15 protein-coding genes and 1 tRNA gene are annotated in these 17,387 nt (G+C 71.8%); 4 read left to right on the top strand and 12 right to left on the bottom strand.

Annotated features, from left to right (window positions below):
* Positions 1 to 5 precede the first annotated feature (5 nt).
* On the bottom strand, positions 6 to 3,053 hold the full coding sequence (locus tag ABZS51_RS13840) for a BTAD domain-containing putative transcriptional regulator (RefSeq protein WP_355439845.1): 3,048 nt from the start codon (positions 3,051 to 3,053) through the stop codon (positions 6 to 8).
* A 63-nt stretch (positions 3,054 to 3,116) separates the two neighbouring features.
* On the opposite strand from ABZS51_RS13840, the gene ABZS51_RS13845 reads away from it, so the two are divergent.
* Entirely contained in the window at positions 3,117 to 3,977 is an 861-nt protein-coding gene (locus ABZS51_RS13845) for an NAD(P)-binding domain-containing protein (protein WP_355439848.1), read from the top strand.
* 160 nt (positions 3,978 to 4,137) lie between these two features.
* On the opposite strand, the gene ABZS51_RS13850 is transcribed toward ABZS51_RS13845, so the two are convergent.
* Positions 4,138 to 5,508, bottom strand: coding sequence for a cystathionine beta-synthase (locus ABZS51_RS13850; RefSeq protein ID WP_310709693.1), 1,371 nt, complete (start codon positions 5,506 to 5,508; stop codon positions 4,138 to 4,140).
* 128 nt (positions 5,509 to 5,636) lie between these two features.
* Between ABZS51_RS13850 and ABZS51_RS13855 the strand changes: the two genes are divergently transcribed.
* The 3 genes from ABZS51_RS13855 to ABZS51_RS13865 all read left to right on the top strand — a co-directional run bounded on the left by ABZS51_RS13855 (position 5,637) and on the right by ABZS51_RS13865 (position 9,376).
* Positions 5,637 to 6,620: an SGNH/GDSL hydrolase family protein gene (locus ABZS51_RS13855; RefSeq protein WP_355439851.1), complete on the top strand. Its 984-nt coding sequence runs from the start codon at positions 5,637 to 5,639 to the stop codon at positions 6,618 to 6,620.
* 58 nt (positions 6,621 to 6,678) lie between these two features.
* On the top strand, positions 6,679 to 8,046 hold the full coding sequence (locus ABZS51_RS13860; RefSeq protein ID WP_355439854.1) for a PQQ-binding-like beta-propeller repeat protein: 1,368 nt from the start codon (positions 6,679 to 6,681) through the stop codon (positions 8,044 to 8,046).
* Positions 8,047 to 8,158: 112 nt separating this feature from the next.
* Positions 8,159 to 9,376 (top strand): acetyl-CoA C-acetyltransferase, encoded by a 1,218-nt coding sequence (locus tag ABZS51_RS13865; protein WP_355439856.1) that lies wholly within the window; start codon positions 8,159 to 8,161, stop codon positions 9,374 to 9,376.
* A 51-nt stretch (positions 9,377 to 9,427) separates the two neighbouring features.
* Here ABZS51_RS13865 and ABZS51_RS13870 read toward each other — a convergent pair whose 3' ends face one another.
* From ABZS51_RS13870 to ABZS51_RS13915, 10 genes are all read right to left on the bottom strand, one after another.
* Complete coding sequence (locus ABZS51_RS13870; RefSeq protein WP_355439860.1) at positions 9,428 to 9,838, bottom strand: PPOX class F420-dependent oxidoreductase; 411 nt, start codon at positions 9,836 to 9,838, stop codon at positions 9,428 to 9,430.
* A 61-nt stretch (positions 9,839 to 9,899) separates the two neighbouring features.
* On the bottom strand, positions 9,900 to 10,133 hold the full coding sequence (locus ABZS51_RS13875; protein ID WP_310709768.1) for a DUF4287 domain-containing protein: 234 nt from the start codon (positions 10,131 to 10,133) through the stop codon (positions 9,900 to 9,902).
* 174 nt (positions 10,134 to 10,307) lie between these two features.
* Positions 10,308 to 11,099, bottom strand: a complete 792-nt coding sequence (locus ABZS51_RS13880) for a Bax inhibitor-1/YccA family protein (RefSeq protein WP_355439862.1) — start codon at positions 11,097 to 11,099, stop codon at positions 10,308 to 10,310.
* A 169-nt stretch (positions 11,100 to 11,268) separates the two neighbouring features.
* A tRNA-Leu gene (locus ABZS51_RS13885) sits at positions 11,269 to 11,341 on the bottom strand.
* Positions 11,342 to 11,602: 261 nt separating this feature from the next.
* The gene (locus ABZS51_RS13890; protein ID WP_310709687.1) at positions 11,603 to 12,115 is read right to left on the bottom strand and encodes an ACT domain-containing protein; all 513 of its coding nucleotides are present in this window, start codon (positions 12,113 to 12,115) and stop codon (positions 11,603 to 11,605) included.
* 82 nt (positions 12,116 to 12,197) lie between these two features.
* Positions 12,198 to 13,514 (bottom strand): NAD(P)/FAD-dependent oxidoreductase, encoded by a 1,317-nt coding sequence (locus tag ABZS51_RS13895; protein WP_355439865.1) that lies wholly within the window; start codon positions 13,512 to 13,514, stop codon positions 12,198 to 12,200.
* Positions 13,515 to 13,606: 92 nt separating this feature from the next.
* Positions 13,607 to 14,401, bottom strand: a complete 795-nt coding sequence (locus tag ABZS51_RS13900; RefSeq protein ID WP_355439868.1) for a uracil-DNA glycosylase — start codon at positions 14,399 to 14,401, stop codon at positions 13,607 to 13,609.
* Between the two features lie 18 nt (positions 14,402 to 14,419).
* On the bottom strand, positions 14,420 to 15,409 hold the full coding sequence (locus ABZS51_RS13905) for a hypothetical protein (protein ID WP_355439871.1): 990 nt from the start codon (positions 15,407 to 15,409) through the stop codon (positions 14,420 to 14,422).
* Positions 15,406 to 15,732, bottom strand: coding sequence for a PadR family transcriptional regulator (locus tag ABZS51_RS13910; RefSeq protein ID WP_310709683.1), 327 nt, complete (start codon positions 15,730 to 15,732; stop codon positions 15,406 to 15,408). The genes ABZS51_RS13905 and ABZS51_RS13910 overlap by 4 nt, the downstream gene beginning before the upstream one ends.
* Before the next feature lie 103 nt (positions 15,733 to 15,835).
* The gene (locus ABZS51_RS13915) at positions 15,836 to 17,296 is read right to left on the bottom strand and encodes a hypothetical protein (RefSeq protein ID WP_355439874.1); all 1,461 of its coding nucleotides are present in this window, start codon (positions 17,294 to 17,296) and stop codon (positions 15,836 to 15,838) included.
* Between the last annotated feature and the right edge of the window lie 91 nt (positions 17,297 to 17,387).

Genomic DNA, 17,387 nt, shown 5'->3' on the forward strand with positions numbered 1-17,387 from the left:
GTCCGCTAGGCGTGGGCGTGCTCCCACGCGGTCTCACCGAGGGCCTCGTGGACCCGGGCGGCGATCCGGTCCACGTCGAGCCGCTCGGCGGCGGGCCGCGGAGTGCCCGCCTCCCGTCTCATGGCCGACGCCGCGTCCAGCAGGCGGGCCGCCTCGGCGTGGTCCCCCGCGAGCGACACCGCGCCCGCCAGCCCCTCCAGGGCCAGGGCCACCGCCCGCGGGTCGCCGCTGGCCAGGGCCGCCTCGTGACCGGCCCGATGCCTGGCCAGCGCCGTCGCGGCGTCGCCGCGCTGCTCGGCGGCGAAGCCCAGCTCGGCCAGGACGAACGCCACGCCGGCCGTCCCGCGCACCTCCCGGAGCCAGTCGAGCCACGGCGTCAGCAGCGCCTCCGCCTCCGTGTACCGGCCCTGCCGCCTGGCGCTCATGGCCAGGCCGAGCACCGCGGACTCCTCGGCCGACTTGTACGACTGCGCCACGGCCAGCCGCCTGGCCCGCTCGTGGAGGTCGTCGGCGGTGGCGTAGTCGCCGGCCAGCAGCGCGATCCGGCCCAGCGCGGACAGCTTGAACGGCACCTCGAAGCCGAGCCGCTCGGCCAGGCGCAGCTCCTCCTCCCGCAGCCGTGCCGCCTCCGCGTAGTCGCCGCGTGTCTCGGCGCGCCGGTCGAGCGCGTCCATGGCCTCCATCCGGCCCCAGTCGTCGCCCAGCTCCGTGAACAGCGCGAGGCTGCGCTCCCCGTCGCACCGCATCGCCTCCAGGTCGCACCGGACCTGGGCCAGCTTGGCGCGCAGGGAGAGCGCGGCGGCGACGCCCCACCGGTCGCCCAGCTCCTCGTACGCGGCCAGCGCCCGGTCGGCGGCGGCCCGGCGCTCCTCGTGGTCGCCGTACGCCCACTGGACGTGGGTGAGGAACCAGGAGGCGAGCGCCCGGCCGGAGGCGTCGAGGCCGGCCTGGCGGACGGCGGGCGGCGTCTCGCCGCTGAGCAGCGTCATCCCGGCCAGCCACACGGACGCCACGGCCGCCTCACCGGACGTGCCTCCGGACCGACCGTCGTGGCGGGCGAGCGCGGCGGTCAGCGACCTGCGGGCCTCGCCCAGCCGGCCACGCAGGTACCAGTACCAGGCCAGCGCGTTGACCAGGCGCAACGGCTCGGGCCCGGCCAGGGCGAGCCGGAGGTTGGCGGTTTCGAGGTCGAGCCGGTCCAGCCAGGCGAGCTGGCGCGGGCCGCGCAGCTCCGCCCGTACGGCCAGCTCCGTGTAGTGGCGCGCGTGCCGCTCCCTGATCGCGTCCAGCTCGCCGGCCTCGGCGAGCCGCTCGGCGCAGTAGGCGGAGACCGACTCCAGCAGCCGGTAGCGCGGCCCCGGCGTCACCACGACCAGCGACCGGTCCACGAGCCGCGCGACGGCGTCGAGCACGTCGACGCCGGGCTCGGCGCAGACCTCCTCGGCGGCCTCCAGCGTGCAGCCGTCGGCGTGGACGGCCAGCCGGCGCAGGACGACCCGCTCCGGGGCGGTCAGCAGCTCCCAGCTCCAGTCGATCGCGGCCCGCAGCGTCCGCTGGCGGGCGGGTGCGTCGCGCATGCCCGCGCTGAGCAGCCTGAACCGGTCGTCGAGCCGCTCGGCCACGCCCTCGACGCCCAGCGCGCGCACCCGCGTCGCCGCCAGCTCCAGCGCGAGGGGGATGCCGTCGAGCCGGCGGCAGATGGTCGCGACGGCGGCGTCCGGCTCGACCCCGGCGCGGGCCGCGAACAGCCGCACGGCCTCGGGCTCGGGCAGCGGCGGCACGGGCAGCAGCCGCTCCCCCGTGACGTCCAGGGGCTCCTGGCTGGTGGCGAGGACGCGCAGACCGGGCGCGGCCTTCAGCAGCCGCGCCGCCAGTCCGGCGGCGTCCGCCACGACGTGCTCGCAGTTGTCGAGCACGAGCAGGGCCCGCTTTCCGGACAGTGCCCGCGCCAGCCTCGGGGCCAGCGGCTCCGCGCCGTCGTCGCGCACGCCCAGCACGGCCGCCACCGCCTCCGCCACGTCCGCGGCCCCCGCCAGCTCGACCAGCCACACGCCGTCCGGGAGATCCGTTCCGGCGAGGGCGCGGGCGGCTTCCAGGGCGAGGCGGGTCTTGCCCACGCCGCCCGGCCCGGTGAGCGTCACCAGGCGGCCCGCGGCGAGCAGGTCGCGTACGGCGGCCAGCTCGCCGTCCCGGCCCACGAGGTCGGTGAGAGGGGCGGGCAGGTTGGTCACAGGCTCCTTCGGGGTGGCCCGCCCTGGGCCCGCGATGGAGGCGGAAACGGGGGCGGACAGGGCGGGGTCGTGGCGGAGGATGGCCTGGTGCAGCGCCGACAGCTCCGGCGACGGGTCCAGCCCCAGCTCCTCGGCCAGCAGCTCCCGCAGCTCCCCGTAGCTGGCCAGGGCCTCGCTCTGCCGGCCGCGCCGGTAGAGGGCGAGGATGTGGAGCCCGCGCAGCCGTTCGCGCAGCGGGTGGAGCCTCACCAGGCCCGCCAGGTCGGCGTCGCCGCCGAGCGCCAGGCGGACCTCCGCCTGCTCTTCGAGCGCCGACAGCCGCGCCTCCTCCAGGCGCGCGATCTCCGGCCGCGCGAAGCCCGCGTCGGCGAACTCGGCGTAGGCCGGCCCGCGCCACAGCCCCAGCGCCTCGTCCAGCCGCGCCAGCCGTTCCCGCAACCAGGCGGTCCCCTCGTCCCCGCGCGGCCCGTCGGCGAGCCGCGGAAGCCCGGGACGGGCGGGAGGGCCGGCGAGGAGGGCGAGGAAGCGGGACGCGTCCGTGTCCGCCGGTGCGAGGCGGTAGCCGGCCGGCCCGTGCGTGATCAGCCCCGGGTCGCCGAGCGCCCGCCGGAGCTGGGAGACCCGGGCCTGGAGCGTCCCGGCCGGATTGCGCGGCGGCCGCTCGCCCCACAGGTCGTCGATGAGCCGGTCGGGCGGCACCGGGCCGCCTCCGTGCGCCAGGAGGTCGGCCAGCAGGGCGCGCACCTTCGGCTCGGCCACCCGGACCGGGCCGCCGTCCTGCGCCCACACCGCGAGCGGGCCGAGCACTCCGAAACGCACCACGACACTCCCAACCCGTAGTCGCCCCGAAGGAATTCCGTGGCGGCCCGGCGCAGGGTGGGCCGCATGACTGATGTGACAGTGATCGGCCTCGGGCCGATGGGTTCGACCATGGCGTCGACGTTCCTCGACGCCGGCCACGACGTGACGGTGTGGAACCGCACGGCGAGCAAGGCCGAGCCGCTGGTGGCGAAGGGGGCCAGGCTCGCCGCCTCCCCCGGTGACTCGGGCGAGCTGCTGGTGATCAGCCAGCTCGACTACCAGGCGATGTACGACAGCCTCGGCGACCTGAGGCTCGACGGGAAGGTGCTGGTGAACCTCAGCTCCGGCACCCCGGAGGAGTTGCGCGCCGCGGCGCGGTGGGTGACCGGGCGGGGCGGCGTCCTGGTGACGGCCGGGATCATGGTGCCGCCGCCCGGCATCGGCAAGCCCGGCTCGTACGTCTTCTACAGCGGCCCCCAGGAGGCCGTGGACCGGCACGCCGAGACGCTGGGAGCGCTCGGGGACGTCCACTACATGGGCGCCGACGAGGGCCTGGCGATGATGTTCTACCAGGCGCAGCTCCTGGTCTTCTGGTCCAGCCTGACCAGCTACATGCACGCCGTCGCGCTGCTCGGCACGGCCGGGGTGGAGCCGGCGCGCTTCCTGCCGTACGCCCGGGAGATGTTCACGCTGCTGGGCGGCGAGGGCCCGATGGGGTTCGCCAAGATCCTGGCCGAGGAGATCACGGCCGGGGTGTACCCGGGCGAGCTCAACAGCCTCCTCATGCAGGCCGTCGGCTTGGACCACGCCGTGCACGCGCTGCGTGACGCGGGGCTGGAGACCACGGTGCCCGGCGCGCTCAAGGAGCTCTTCGAGCGCGCCGTCGCCGAGGGGCGCGGCCACGAGGGCCTGGGCACCGTGTTCGAGTCGATCAGGAAGCCGTGACGGCCGTGCCTGATCGGTCGGTGACCTGATCGGTCGGTGACCTGGTGGGTCGGTGACCGATCAGGTCAGTGACCGCTCGGTCAGTGGTCGGCTCGGTCAGTGGTCGGCTCGGTCAGTGGTCGGCTCGGTCAGTGGTCGGCTCGGTCAGTGGTCGGCTCGGTCAGTGGTTGGCGAGGAAGGCGAGCAGGTCCTGGCGGGTGATGAGCCCGGCCGGCTTGCCGTCTTCCAGCACCACCGCGGCGTCGGCCTTCTCCAGCGCCTCGACCGCCCGCGCCACCGGCTCGCCGCTGCCGAGCGTCGGCAGCGGCGCCGACATGTGCTCGGAGATCGAGTCGTCGGACGACAGCTTGCCGCGGTAGAGGGCGTCCAGCAGGTCACGCTCGACGATCGAGCCGACGACCTCGGCCGCCATGACCGGCGGCTCCTCCTTCATGACCGGGAGCTGCGAGACGGAGTACTCGCGCATGATCGAGATGGCCGTGCCGACCGACTCGTGCGGGTGCGCGTGCACGAACTCCGGCAGCCCGGCGCCCTTGCGGGCGAGCACGTCGCCCACCAGGCCCTCGTCGGAGGACTCGGTCAGGAACCCGTAGTCGGCCATCCAGTCGTCGTTGAAAATCTTGGACAGGTAGCCGCGGCCGCCGTCGGGCAGCAGCACGACCACCACGTCGTCGGGCCCCGCCTTGGCCGCCACCTGGAGCGCCGCGACCACGGCCATGCCGCACGAGCCGCCCACGAGCAGCCCCTCCTCGCGGGCGAGGCGGCGGGTCATGGTGAAGGAGTCCTTGTCGGAGACCGCGATGATCTCGTCGCAGATCTTCGTGTCGTACGTGGCGGGCCAGATGTCCTCGCCGACGCCCTCCACGAGGTACGGCCGGCCGGAACCGCCGGAGTAGACCGAGCCCTCCGGGTCGGCTCCGATGATCTTGACCTTGCCCCCGGAGATCTCCTTGAGGTAGCGGCCGGTGCCGCTGATAGTGCCCCCCGTGCCGATGCCGGCCACGAAGTGGGTGATCCTGCCTTCGGTCTGCTCCCACAGCTCGGGCCCGGTCGAGTGGTAGTGGGAGTCGGGGTTGTTGACGTTGGAGTACTGGTCGGGCTTCCAGGCGTTGGGGATCTCCCGCGCCAGCCGGTCGGACACCGAGTAGTACGACTCGGGGTGGTCGGGCGCGACGGCGGTCGGGCAGACCACCACCTCGGCGCCGTAGGCCCGCAGCACGGCGATCTTGTCCTGGGCCACCTTGTCCGGCACCACGAACAGGCACCGGTAGCCCTTCTGCTGGGCCACGATGGCCAGCCCGACCCCCGTGTTGCCCGAGGTCGGCTCGACGATGACGCCTCCGGGCCGCAGCTCGCCGGACGCCTCGGCGGCCTCGATCATGCGGACGGCGATCCGGTCCTTGACCGAGCCGCCGGGGTTGAAGTACTCGACCTTGGCGAGCACCTGGGCGGGCACCCCCGCGGAAACCTTGTGCAGCCTGACGAGCGGAGTGTTGCCCATGAGCTCGACCAGGGAATCGTGTACGCGCACCGAGGTGTTCACCTTCTTTGCAAAAGCTTGATCAGCTTGCCCGTCGCCGGGATCCCGTGGGGGTGGCGGGCGCTCGGCTAGTTTTCAAGCAAACGCTACCGCCGAGTTCGGGTGAGGGGAGAACCCACATGGTCTGGGCAGCGGGGGTGGCGCGAGCCGCCCGGAAGATCGCCATCGCGGCGGCGCTCGGAGGCGGCGGTCTGACGGCCCTGGGGGCCACCGCGTACGGGCTGCTGATCGTGGAGAGCCTGGTGGCGCGGAAGGTGATCGGCCAGCCGCACGGCCTGGACGGGCTGCCCTCCGACGGCGTCTACGGCCCGTACACCGGCCCGCCGCTGCGGCTGGTGATGCTGGGCGACTCCACCTCCATCGGGCTCGGCGTGAGCTCGCCCGACAGGACTCCCGGTGTGCTGCTCGCCAACAGCCTGGCGCACGTGGCCGAGCGGCCGGTACGGCTGGACGTGCTCGGCAAGTCGGGCGCGCCGTCGGCCGCCCTGGCCGAGCAGGTGGACCGGGCCCTGCGCCTCGACCCTGACGTGGCGGTCATCTTCGTCGGCGCGAACGACGTGGTGACGCAGACACCGCCGGCGATGGCCGTGCGCCACCTGGTCAAGGCGGTGCGGCGGCTGCGCGAGGCGGGCGCGGAGGTGGTCGTCGGCACCTGCCCGGACCTCGGCACCGTACGGCCCATCGCGCAGCCCCTGCGCTGGGTGACGAGGCGCTGGAGCCGGCAGCTCGCCGCGGCGCAGATGGTGGCGGTGGTGGACGCGGGCGGCCGTACGGTGGCGTTCGCCGACCTCCTGGGGCCGGAATTCGCCACAAATCCGGGCGAGATGTTCGGACCGGATCGTTTCCATCCATCTGACCGAGGTTACGCCTCGGCCGCTTACGCGGTGCTACCTTCTGTATGCACTGCGTTGGGGTTGTGGCCCGAGCCGCGACCCGCGCGTGGCGAAGGACTGCAACCGATTTACCTCGCGGCGGCCACGGCCGCGGAGGAGTCCGGCACCGAGGTTTCCGCGACCCGGGTCGCGGGGCGGGCGACGGGTCCCTATGGCAGATGGGTGACGTTGTTCCGCCGCCGCCCCGGCGAGATGGTCAACGACGCCTGACACCGGTCACTCTCCGCTCCGGGGCCGTCACCCTCGTCCCCTTTGGAGTGGATGGCCCGTGCTCCGGCCTCTCGCGCAACCCGCCCTCGCCCTCTCCGGCGTCCTCGCCGTGACCACGGCCCTGGCCGGCTGCTCCGGCAGCGACGCGGCCACGGCGGCCTTTCCGGCCTGGCACGACACCCAGGCCAACGTCGTCAGCCGGATGGTCACCTCCGGCGGGGTCGCCGCTGCCACCTCGATGAAGCCCGACGGCACGCTGGAGACCGTCGCCCTTGGCCTGTCCGACGGCAGGCGGCTGTGGGCGCACCCGGCCACGATGGCGGGCCGGCTGCCCGGCATGGGCGTCTCCGCACCGGCTCTCGTGGACTTCCCCGGGAAGGGCGGCGGGCGCGAGGCCGTGGTCGTGGCGCTCGACCCCGCCCACAAGGGCCACTGGACCTCCACGCTCGTCGCCCGCGACGCCCGCACCGGCGCGCAGCGGTGGACGCGGCCCATCCACTCCACGTTCGGCCCGCAGCGCTGCGGTCCGTACGTGTGCCTGGCGGAGAACACCGCGCTGTCGTCGGCCCGCGTGGTCGTGCTCGACCCGGCCACCGGCGCGCTCAAGTGGAAGCTGCCGGGCATCGCCGAGGTCGAGTGGTCCGACGACGAGCGGGTGCTCATGCTGCGGCTCGCCGCCGATCCGGTGATCGAGTCGTACGAGCTGAAGACCGGCAGGCCGCAGTGGCAGCAGCCGATCGAGCAGGCGCTCGGCCCGGGCATCGACCTGTCGGGCGGCTGGGCGTTCGGCGCGGCGGGGCCCGACCTGGTCGGCTACGTCGCCCCCTACACCAACCCGCGCACGAAGAAGATCTCCACGTTCGGCCTCTTCTCGGTGAAGATCGCGGACGGCACGGTCAACTGGATGCGGCCGTCGGTGGTCCGCGTCTACCCCAGCGGCAACCCCGGCTTCGCGCCGGTGGTGCGCCCGGTCGACCAGCGGGGCGGCTACGGCGGCTTCGCCCGGCTCGACGCCGGCACGGGGCGGGTGGTCGGCCAGATCAGCGCCGCCGAGGTGCCCGGCTCGGGCTGGTGGCTGGCCTTCCCCGACCGCCTGGAGAAGCTGGGCTTCCTCAAGCACGACGCCAAGGGCACCGTCTACGACCTCGCCACCGGCCGGCCGGTGCCGGTCGAGGAGGAGCACGGCTGGTCGTTCTGCGTCACCGACCCCAAGCCGCTGCCGCTGCGCGGCCAGCCGGCCGGGTTCTACTCGGTGGCGGCCCTGTGCGAGTACGACCTCGCGACGGGCAAGCGGACCTCCGGGACTCAGGCGCCGCCGTCGTGGTTCACCGGCAGCCAGAACGGCTGGCGGCTGTGGCGCGACGAGAAGGGCGGCATGCACGCCGTCAACGACAACACCGCCCCGGCACCCGGCATGTACGGCTGACGAACTTCGCAGGACGGTAAAAACAGCAGAGATCCCCACGGCCGACAGCATCTGGCTCCCCGACAGCGCTGGAATATAGTTCTGGTTAGAGTGCTGACAAAGGAGGGGCCACATGCCCGAGGCAGTCATCGTCGCCACCGCCCGCTCGCCCATCGGGCGTGCCTTCAAGGGGTCGCTCAAGGACCTCCGGTCCGACGACATCACCGTGCAGATGATCAGGGCAGCGCTGGCCAAGGTGCCGCAGCTCGACCCCGCGACCATCGACGACATCATGCTGGGCTGCGGCCTGCCCGGCGGCGAGCAGGGCTTCAACATGGCCCGCGTGGTCGCCGTCCTGCTCGGCCTGGACAACGTGCCCGGCACCACGATCACCCGCTACTGCTCCTCCTCGCTCCAGACCACGCGGATGGCCTTCCACGCCATCAAGGCGGGCGAGGGTGACGTGTTCGTCTCGGCGGGCGTGGAGATGGTGTCGCGGTTCGTCAAGGGCAACTCCGACTCGCTCCCGGAGACGCAGAACCCCGTCTTCGGCGACGCGGTGGCGCGGACGAAGGCGTTCGGCGAGGGCGGCCGCACCTGGCAGGACCCGCGCGAGGACGGCCAGGTGCCCGACATCTACATCGCCATGGGCCAGACGGCCGAGAACCTCGCCCAGATCAAGGGCGTCACCCGCCGCGAGCAGGACGAGTTCGGCGTCCGCTCGCAGAACCTCGCCGAGAAGGCGCTGGCCGACGGCTTCTGGCAGAAGGACATCACCCCGGTGACGCTGCCCGACGGCACCGTGGTGAGCAAGGACGACGGGCCGCGGCCCGGCACCACCTACGAGGGCGTGGCCGGGCTCAAGCCGGCCTTCCGCCCCGACGGCACGGTGACCGCCGGCAACTGCTGCCCCCTGAACGACGGCGCCGCCGCGGTGATCATCATGAGCGACGTCAAGGCCGCCGAGCTGGGCATCACGCCGCTGGCCCGCATCGTCTCGACCGGCGTGACGGGCCTGTCGCCCGAGATCATGGGCCTGGGGCCGGTCGAGGCGTCGCGGCAGGCGCTGGCGCGCGCCGGGATGGCGATCGAGGACGTGGACCTCGTGGAGATCAACGAGGCGTTCGCGGCCCAGGTCATCCCGTCGTACCGGGACCTGGGGATCGACCTCGACCGGCTCAACGTCAACGGCGGCGCCATCGCGGTGGGACACCCGTTCGGCATGACCGGCGCCCGGATCACCTCCACGCTCGTCAACAGCCTCCAGCACCACGACAGGACGATCGGCCTGGAGACGATGTGCGTGGGCGGCGGCCAGGGCATGGCCATGGTCCTGGAGCGCCTCTCGTAGGGACGCGCGCCGGCCGCTCGGCACCGGGTGCCGGGCGGCCGGGAAAGCCGCTCAGCCGTGCACGTCAGGCCCGGCGCGGGTGGGCGTGATCCGGAGGACGACGCGGCGGTCGCGGACCATGGCCGCGCGGTAGTCGTCCCAGTCGGGATGCTCGCCGGAGATGTCCCGGTAGTAGGAGACCAGGTGGTCCATGGCCTCCGGCAGGCTGACGACCTCCGCGGTGCCGTCCACCTGCACCCAGTCGCCGAAGAAGGCGTCGGTGAACGCGCAGATCGACACGTGCGGGTCGCGGCGGACGTTCCGTGTCTTGACCGCCGTCTCGCGCGTGCTGATCACGAGGTGCCCCTCGGCGTCCACGCCGACCGTCACCGGAGAGAGCTGCGGACGCCCGTCGGCGTGCCGGGTGTGGAGGACGGCGTGGTGCGCCCGCCGCAGGAAGTCTCGTGCCTTGTCCAGATCCATCCGTCCATGATGACGCGCCCGGACCGTAGGCACGGGCGCGTCGCTCTGGACTTGGGGCCCTCTAGATGAAGCCCATCCGGTTACGGCGGTGGCGCTCGTGCTCGTGGACGATGGCCGCGGCGTAGCCGTGTGTCAGCCCGTGCTCGTCGGCGAGCCAGTTGGCCCGCTCGTCACACCTGAGGAACGACGGGCCGTTGTCGATGGCTAGGAACCACTCGGGGAGTTCGCGTCCCGTTATCGATGGGACTCTGGCGATCAGCTTTGTCTGCGTCTCCGGTGAGTGGTTCAAGGACATGGGCACCTCCACGGAATAAGGTCCTTTGCTTGACACTGCAACACCTCTTCCGTGATCGCAACCCCCAAGTCGCCACCAGTTCGTTACGCGGGGTTCATCATTCAGCGACACAGAAGGGGCCCCGCCGGATCGGCGGAGCCCCTTCGACCGGCCGGACACCGCCGGCGCGGGTGGTCAGTCGCTGTTGGTGAAGTAGCTGATGAAGCGCAGCACCTCAAGGTAGATCCACACGAGGCTCAGCGTGAGGCCGAACGCGCACTGCCAGGCGAACTTCTCCGGCGCGCCCTCCCGGACGCCCTGCTCGATGGAGTCGAAGTCGAGCAGGAGGAAGAAGCAGCCCAGCAGGATCATCAGGAGGCTGAAGCCCCAGCCGAGCGGGCTGTCGGTGCGCAGGCCGAGGCCGCCGTCGTTGAAGATGCCGACCACGAGGTTGACCAGCACGAGGGCGAGGGCCGCGATACCCGCGGCGACGACGAACTTCACGAGCTTGGGCGTGACGCGCACGATCCGCAGCGCGTACACCGTCAGGACGGCGCCGAAGGCCAGTGCCGTGCCGAGGACCGCCTGGATCACGATGCCGGGGATGTACATCTCGAACACCCGGCTGATCGCGCCGAGGAACACGCCCTCGAAGAGCGCGTAGCCGAGGATCAGAGCGGGGTTGACGCTCTGCTTGAAGGACGCCACCAGGCCGAGGACCAGCGCGACGATGGCGGAGGCGACGGCCACGCCCGTCGGCACCTTGAAGTACCAGGCGGCGGCCGCGCCCACGACCAGCGTGCCGAGGGTCATGAACCCGCGGACCACGACGTCGTCGAGCGTCATCGTGCGGAAGGCGGGCCTGACGGGGGGAGCGTACGACGGGGAGTCGTACATGTTCTGCAACTGGCCGGGAGTCGGGGTGGGGGCGCCCCACCCGGCTGACTGCTGTCGTGTCCTGCTGAAAACCGGGTTCTTGCTCTCCATCGCTGCCTCCTGTGCGCCGAGCCTATGGGACGGGTCGCCGCCTGGGTCGGCTCACGCTCAGATCTATGTAGTTTCGAGACTTCAACCAGGAGGGACAACGAACGTGCCGCCCGGCGAGTTCCCGGGTCCGGTATCGCCGGAGAAACGCATTTCCCGTGGTAGACGCAGGTGCCCCCGGCGGGATTCGAACCCGCACGTCAACCCTTTTAAGGGGTTTGCCTCTGCCATTGGGCTACGGGGGCGCCGCAATCATACGAAACGGACCATGCTTCCGTTGAGCACAACTTCGCATCATGCGTCACAACTGTGAAGTGTGTGGTCAAGTGATAGAGCTCCTGACGTTGTGTCCAGGAAGGGCAGCCCCATCAAGTGGTCCCGTAGGTGCGGAATACCCCCGGCTAAGGAGGCATCGGCTTCGATGGTGACGGGATCTCTCGTTCCTCGCAAGCAGTGCAGGTGAGGGCATCGAAGGCCGGTGCCGCCGGGTGTTCCGGAGCGCCCGATCATGAGTGGGCCGGTTCGGCGGGGCGGAAGGTGATCTCGGAGCCGAGGCCGGATCCGACCTTCGCGAGATCGCGCGCGAGAGCGCCGGTGTCGACCGCGCGGGGCAGGTCGACGTCCGCGATGAGCACGTAGAGGCGCCCGGTCAGGCGGGTGCTCATGCCGGTGATGTTGCCGCCGACTGCGGCGAGGACGGCGCTGACGGCGGAGATGATCCCCGGCCGGTCGGGGCCGTGGAGGGTCAGCACGTGGCCGTGGCCGGTGGACACGCAGCCGAAGTGGCGGCGGGCCTCCACCGCGGCGGCGGTCACCACGAGGTCGGAGGTGCGCAGCCGTTCGGTGATCTCTTCGGCGCCGAGGCGGCCGGAGACCAGGAACATCATCGCGATGTGGCCGCCGAGCAGCGTCATCGTCGAATCGGTGATGTTGGCACCGCACTCGGCGAGCGAGCCGGTGATCGCGGCGATGACTCCGGGCCGGTCTATCCCGAGCACGGTCACCGCTGAGAGCGCCACCCGCGGGTCCCCTTTCAGTCGCCAGGTCGGGGGCGCCGGAACGCCCCGGCGCGTGGTGCACCGGGGCGCTGCCGTACTGGGCTCAGTGACGCATCGTCGCCACGGCGGCCCGGAACCCGTCACGCGGGTGCTCGACCTCGCCGAGCGAGATCGTCTCCCGCTTGAAGAACAACGCCAGGGTCCAGTCGACGACGACACGGACCTTGCGGTTCAGCGTCGGCACCCGCGACAGATGGTAGGTGCGGTGCATGAACCACGCAGGGAATCCGCGAAGCTTGACGCCGTAGACGTTCGCCACACCCTGGTGCAGGCCGAGACCGGCGACCGATCCCACATACTTGTGGCGGTAGTCGACCAGTTGCTCCCCGCGGAGGTGGCGGATGAGGTTGTCGGCGAGGACCTTCGCCTGCCGCACCGCGTGCTGGGCGTTGGGCGCGCAGTACTGGCCGGGGTTGGTGACGTCGGGCACTCCCGCGATGTCACCGGCGGCGAAGGCGTCCCTCGTGCCGGCGACGCTCAGCGCGGCGGTGGTCTTGATCCGGCCGCGCTCGTCGAGCGGGAGGTCGGTGGAGTTGACGATCACGCTGGGCTTGACGCCGGCGGTCCAGACGAGGGTGTCCGCCTCGAACTCCGCGCCGTCGGAGAGCACGACGTGGCCGTTGACGCACGACTCCAGGCGCGTGTCCAGCTTGACGTCGATGCCGCGCTCGCGCAGCTGCTCCAGCGTCCACTTGCCCATCTCGGGCCCGACCTCGGGCAGCACCCGGTTCGTGGCCTCGACCAGCACCCAGCGGATGTCGGCCGGGCTGATGTTGCGGTAGTAGCGGGTGGAGTCCTTGGCCATGTCCTCCAGCTCGGCCAGCGCCTCGACGCCCGCGAAGCCGGCGCCGACCACGACGAAGGTGAGCGCCCGGCGGCGCACCTCGGGGTCGTCGGTGGACTCGGCCACGTCGAGCAGGTGCAGGACGCGGTTGCGCAGCGCGATGGCTTCGCCGACGGTCTTGAAGCCGATGCCGATGTCGGTGAGCCCGGGGATCGGCAGCGTCCGGGAGATCGAGCCGGCGGCCATCACGATGACGTCGTAGGAGACCTTGCGCGCCTCGCCCTCGGCGGGCTGGAAGGTGACCACGCGGGCGGCGTGGTCCACCTCCGTCACCGTGCCGTTGAGGATCCGCGCCTTGGGCAGGACCCGGCGCAGGGGCGCGACCATGTGCCGCGGCGACAGGTTGCCCGCCGCCGCCTCGGGCAGGAACGGCTGGTAGGTCATGTAGGACTGGGGGTCGATGATCGTGATGCTCGCCTCGCCGTTGCGCAGCTCTCGGCCGAGCTTGCGCTGGAGGCGCAGAGCGGTGTAGAGGCCGACGTAACCGCCACCGACGATCAAGATGTGCTTGTTCATCCTGAGGCCCATCCCTCGCGGAGCTTGTGAATTCATTCACAAGCCTACGTCAAGATGCCCCGATAACTCCAATCCGCGAGCAATGCAACGCGTCACACTGAGAGCTCGCGGGCCCGGAGGAAGACGTCGTCGAGCATCTGTGCCGTCACGCGGCCGGTGAAGGTGTTCTGCTGGCTCGGGTGGTAGCAGCCGAGCAGCGTCACCGGCGTCCCCTCGTACGCGATCACCGCCTCGGCACCGTGCCCGAACGGCGGCCTGACGCGCGGCAGGGTGTAGCCGGCCTCCCTCAGCGCGGGCCACCCGGCCTGCCAGGCGTAGCCGCCGAGCGCCACGACCACGCGCACGGACGGCGCGACCATGCCGATCTCCCGCGCCAGCCACGGGAAGCAGGCGGCCTTCTCCTCCGGCGTGGGCTTGTTGGCGGGCGGCGCGCACCGCACCGAGGCCACCACGCGGGTGCCGATCAGCCGCTGCCCGTCGCCCGCGTGCGTGCTCGTCCCGCGCGCGGCCAGGCCGCAGCGGTGCAGCGAGGCGAACAGCCAGTCGCCGCTGCGGTCGCCGGTGAAGATGCGGCCGGTCCGGTTGCCCCCGTGCGCGGCCGGGGCGAGGCCGGTGATGAGGATGCCCGGCTCCTCGTCCCCCCAGCCGGGGACCGGCCGCCCCCAGTACGTCTCGTCCGCGAACGCGCGCCGCCTCACCCGGGCGACCTCTTCACGCCACTCCACCAGGCGGGGACAGGCCCGGCAGACGGACTGCCGGGCCGTGAGCTCCGCGAGGGTGGGACTGGTGGCGGCGAGGCGGCGCACGTCCTCGGGGTCCTGGGCGACCGGGGTGTCAGCGGCCGCCGGGTCGCCGGGCCAGCCGGTGCCGGGAGGTACGAAGCTCATGCCTCCGATGGTGCCCGATCAGTGGGACCGCTTCGGCGTGGGCGTGGCGGTGGGCTTGCCGGGGGTCGGCTCTCCGGGGGTCGGCTCTCCGGGGGTCGGTGCGACCGTTTCACTGGCCGTGACCTCGGGCTGCGCGCTCGGCATCGGCTGTGCCTGCGAGATGGAGGGGCACGGGGCCGAGCGCGTGACTCCGGGCTCCTCGGTGGTGGTCTCGTCGGCGACCAGCGGCAGGGGGTAGCGGTTGAGGATGGGCTCGCCGCAGGAGCGGTCGACCGAGTAGCCATAGCTCTCGGGATGGGTGATGACCGGGTTGCCGTCCTGGTCGTAGAGGTAGACGTCGGTCAGCGGCGTGCCGTCCTTGGCGTACGGCTTGATGTTGTAGACCTCGCCGTCCACCCCTGAGACGGTCTCCATCATGACCCGGTCCGACCCGATGGCCTCCAGCCTGTCACTCGAACTGGCGAGGTGCATGGCGACCGCGTACCCGGCCAGCAGCGCCACCCCGGTCACCACGTTGGCGGCCAGCGCCACCGGGAGCACCAGCCGGCCGCGGCCCCGCCTCCCGAGCCAGACCGAGGCCCAGACGACCGCGGCCACGAGCACCCACTCGCCGGGTTTGTCGGGGGCGACGTGCTCGTCGGTGGCGAGGTTGGCCAGGAGCATGGCGAGCACGTAGCCGCGCAGCACCCACCAGCCCGGCCGTAAGTCGGGCAGGAAGCCCGCGAGAGCGCGGTAGGGCGCCTTCCGGAGCAGGAGGGCATGGAGATCCGCCGACCGCCGGCGAAGGTCCAGCCTGCGCCTCTGGCCGCTCGCCGGCCGGCCCCCGTAGGCGGCCGCGAGCTCCTCCGCGTACGCGGCCGGCGGTCCGAGCCGCTCCTCCAGCGTCGCGTCCGACTCGGCCGCGATCTCCGCCAGATGGTCGTCCAGGTCCTCCAGCAACTCCTCCCGGTCCGGGTGGTCGGCCAGGGCATCCCGTACGGCCTGCGCGTACTCTGCGATGCTTGTCATGCGTGTCCCTCCTTGAGCAGGGATGCCATGGTGGCGGCGAACGAGCCCCAGATCCCGGCGTAGGAGGCGTACATCCGCCTGCCGGTGTCGTTCAGCCCGTAGTACTTGCGGTGCGGCCCCTCGTCGGAGGCCACCACGTAGGAGTTGAGCGCGCCCGCCTTGAAGAGCCTGCGGAGCGTGCCGTAGACCGAGGCGTCGCCCACCTCCTCCAGGCCCGCTTCGCGCAGCCGGCGCACGACGTCGTAGCCGTAGCCGTCGCGCTCGGCGAGCACCGCGAGGACGGCCAGGTCGAGCACGCCCTTGAGGAGCTGGGTGCTATCCACGCGCTGCACACTACTGTGTTTTGCGCGGTACTACCAACAAGAAAAAACCGGATGGCGCCGCGGGGACGCCATCCGGTCTAGGTCAACCGGTGTGCCGAGCCGTTCAGCCGGCCACCGGCTTCGGGCAGACCGCCGAGAAGGCGGCGTTGCCCGAGGTGACGGAGGTCGGGCTCACGACCACGAGCTGGATGTTGCCCTTGGTCTCGGAGGCATTGTGCGTGCCGCCGATGCCCCAGGTCACGTCCAGGCTGCCGTTCACCTCGCGGGTGAGCTCGCCGCCGTCCTTCTCGCCGTTGACCAGCCAGTAGTACTTGACGGTGGTCGCACCCGTGCTGGTGAGGGTGGCCTTGAAGTCCACGCCGGGGCCACGCTTGTCAGCGCACATGTCGTTGCGCTGGCCGGTCTGGGAGACCGCCGACACCGACACGGTGGGCTTGGGCGTCTCGCACGCGGCGTAGGACTGCGTGATCGAGTCGGTGCTGCCCGCCCCGGAGGCCGTCAGCGTGATCTTGCCGCCCTTGGTCGCGTCGCCGGCCAGTACCCGGTCGGACAGCGTGACGGTGCGCGAGCCGGCGCCGGAGAAGTACGCGTAGTCGCTGTCCACGGCCTTGCCGTTGACCAGCCACGTGTACTCGACGCGGGCGCGGCCGATGGAGCTCAGGGTGGCGTGGGCGCCGACCTTGCAGCCGTCGTTGTTCGTCGCGGTGACCAGGCTGGACACCGAGACGCGGGTGGCCGGGGCCTCGTCCTTGCACCAGACCTTGTAGTAGGCCCGGTTGGAGGAGGTGCGGTCCGGGCCGAGGATCTCCAGCTGCGCGTAGCCGCGCTGGCTCTCCCGCGGGGAGATGCCGAAGCCGACCGTCTTGCTGCTGTAGACCTTGGTGCGGCCGTAGTCGACGACCTTGCCGTTCAGGACCCAGCGGTACTTGACCCAGGTGGGGTCGCTGACCTTGATCCGGCCGGTGAAGTCGATCTTGTCACCGGGGGTGCAGGCGCCGACGTAGGAGCTCGGGCTCGCCCAGACGCGCGCCGAGACCTCCGGGCCCTGCTCCTCCTCGATGACGATCGGGCTCTGGCAGGAGACCGAGAAGTAGCCCTTCTTGGAGACCGCCTTGCGCGGGCCGAGGACCTGGACGGCCTCCCAGCCCTTGACGTTCTCCTTGAACGAGAGCTTCTCGCTGACCTTGACGTACTTGGCGCCGTGGCCCTTGAGCTTGACCGTCTCGATCTTGCCCTTGGAGCCGTCACCGTGGAGCCAGCGGTAGGCCAGCGTGGTCTTGCCCTTGACCGCGACCTTGATCTTGCTGGAGAAGGTCACGTTCACCGGACAGGAACCCTCGTAGTCGGCCTTCGAGGCCCTCGGCGTGGAGACCGAGACCTTGGGGGCGGACTTCGTGGCGGTCGCGGCGGCGGACAGGCCCGCCGTACCGGCGGCGGGCGCCGCCGTCGCGACCGGGGTGGCGGCCTGGGCCGGGCTGGCGACCAGCGCCGCGACCATGCCCGCCAGCACGGTGGCGGAGGCGCCGAACGCCGCTGCCTTGCGTGCTAAGGGAGAGGACTTCATGTGAGAGTGCTCCATTCCGTGAGGGAAAGACGCGCTCGGGAACGGTCGCCACGCCGGCATACCTATGCACGGCAATATGGCAAAGCCCCCG

Origin of the sequence: Nonomuraea sp. NPDC005501, from assembly GCF_040605905.1 — a bacterium.
Classification (GTDB): Bacteria; Actinomycetota; Actinomycetes; order Streptosporangiales; family Streptosporangiaceae; genus Nonomuraea.

Coding starts and splice junctions, on each gene's coding strand:
- ABZS51_RS13845 (WP_355439848.1), top strand. CDS start 3,117: ATGACTGATGTGACAGTGATCGGCCTCGGGCCGATGGGTTCGACCATG.
- ABZS51_RS13870 (WP_355439860.1), bottom strand. CDS start 9,838: ATGGATCTGGACAAGGCACGAGACTTCCTGCGGCGGGCGCACCACGCC.
- ABZS51_RS13895 (WP_355439865.1), bottom strand. CDS start 13,514: ATGAACAAGCACATCTTGATCGTCGGTGGCGGTTACGTCGGCCTCTAC.
- ABZS51_RS13875 (WP_310709768.1), bottom strand. CDS start 10,133: ATGTCCTTGAACCACTCACCGGAGACGCAGACAAAGCTGATCGCCAGA.
- ABZS51_RS13900 (WP_355439868.1), bottom strand. CDS start 14,401: ATGAGCTTCGTACCTCCCGGCACCGGCTGGCCCGGCGACCCGGCGGCC.
- ABZS51_RS13880 (WP_355439862.1), bottom strand. CDS start 11,099: ATGGAGAGCAAGAACCCGGTTTTCAGCAGGACACGACAGCAGTCAGCC.
- ABZS51_RS13865 (WP_355439856.1), top strand. CDS start 8,159: ATGCCCGAGGCAGTCATCGTCGCCACCGCCCGCTCGCCCATCGGGCGT.
- ABZS51_RS13905 (WP_355439871.1), bottom strand. CDS start 15,409: ATGACAAGCATCGCAGAGTACGCGCAGGCCGTACGGGATGCCCTGGCC.
- ABZS51_RS13855 (WP_355439851.1), top strand. CDS start 5,637: ATGGTCTGGGCAGCGGGGGTGGCGCGAGCCGCCCGGAAGATCGCCATC.
- ABZS51_RS13915 (WP_355439874.1), bottom strand. CDS start 17,296: ATGAAGTCCTCTCCCTTAGCACGCAAGGCAGCGGCGTTCGGCGCCTCC.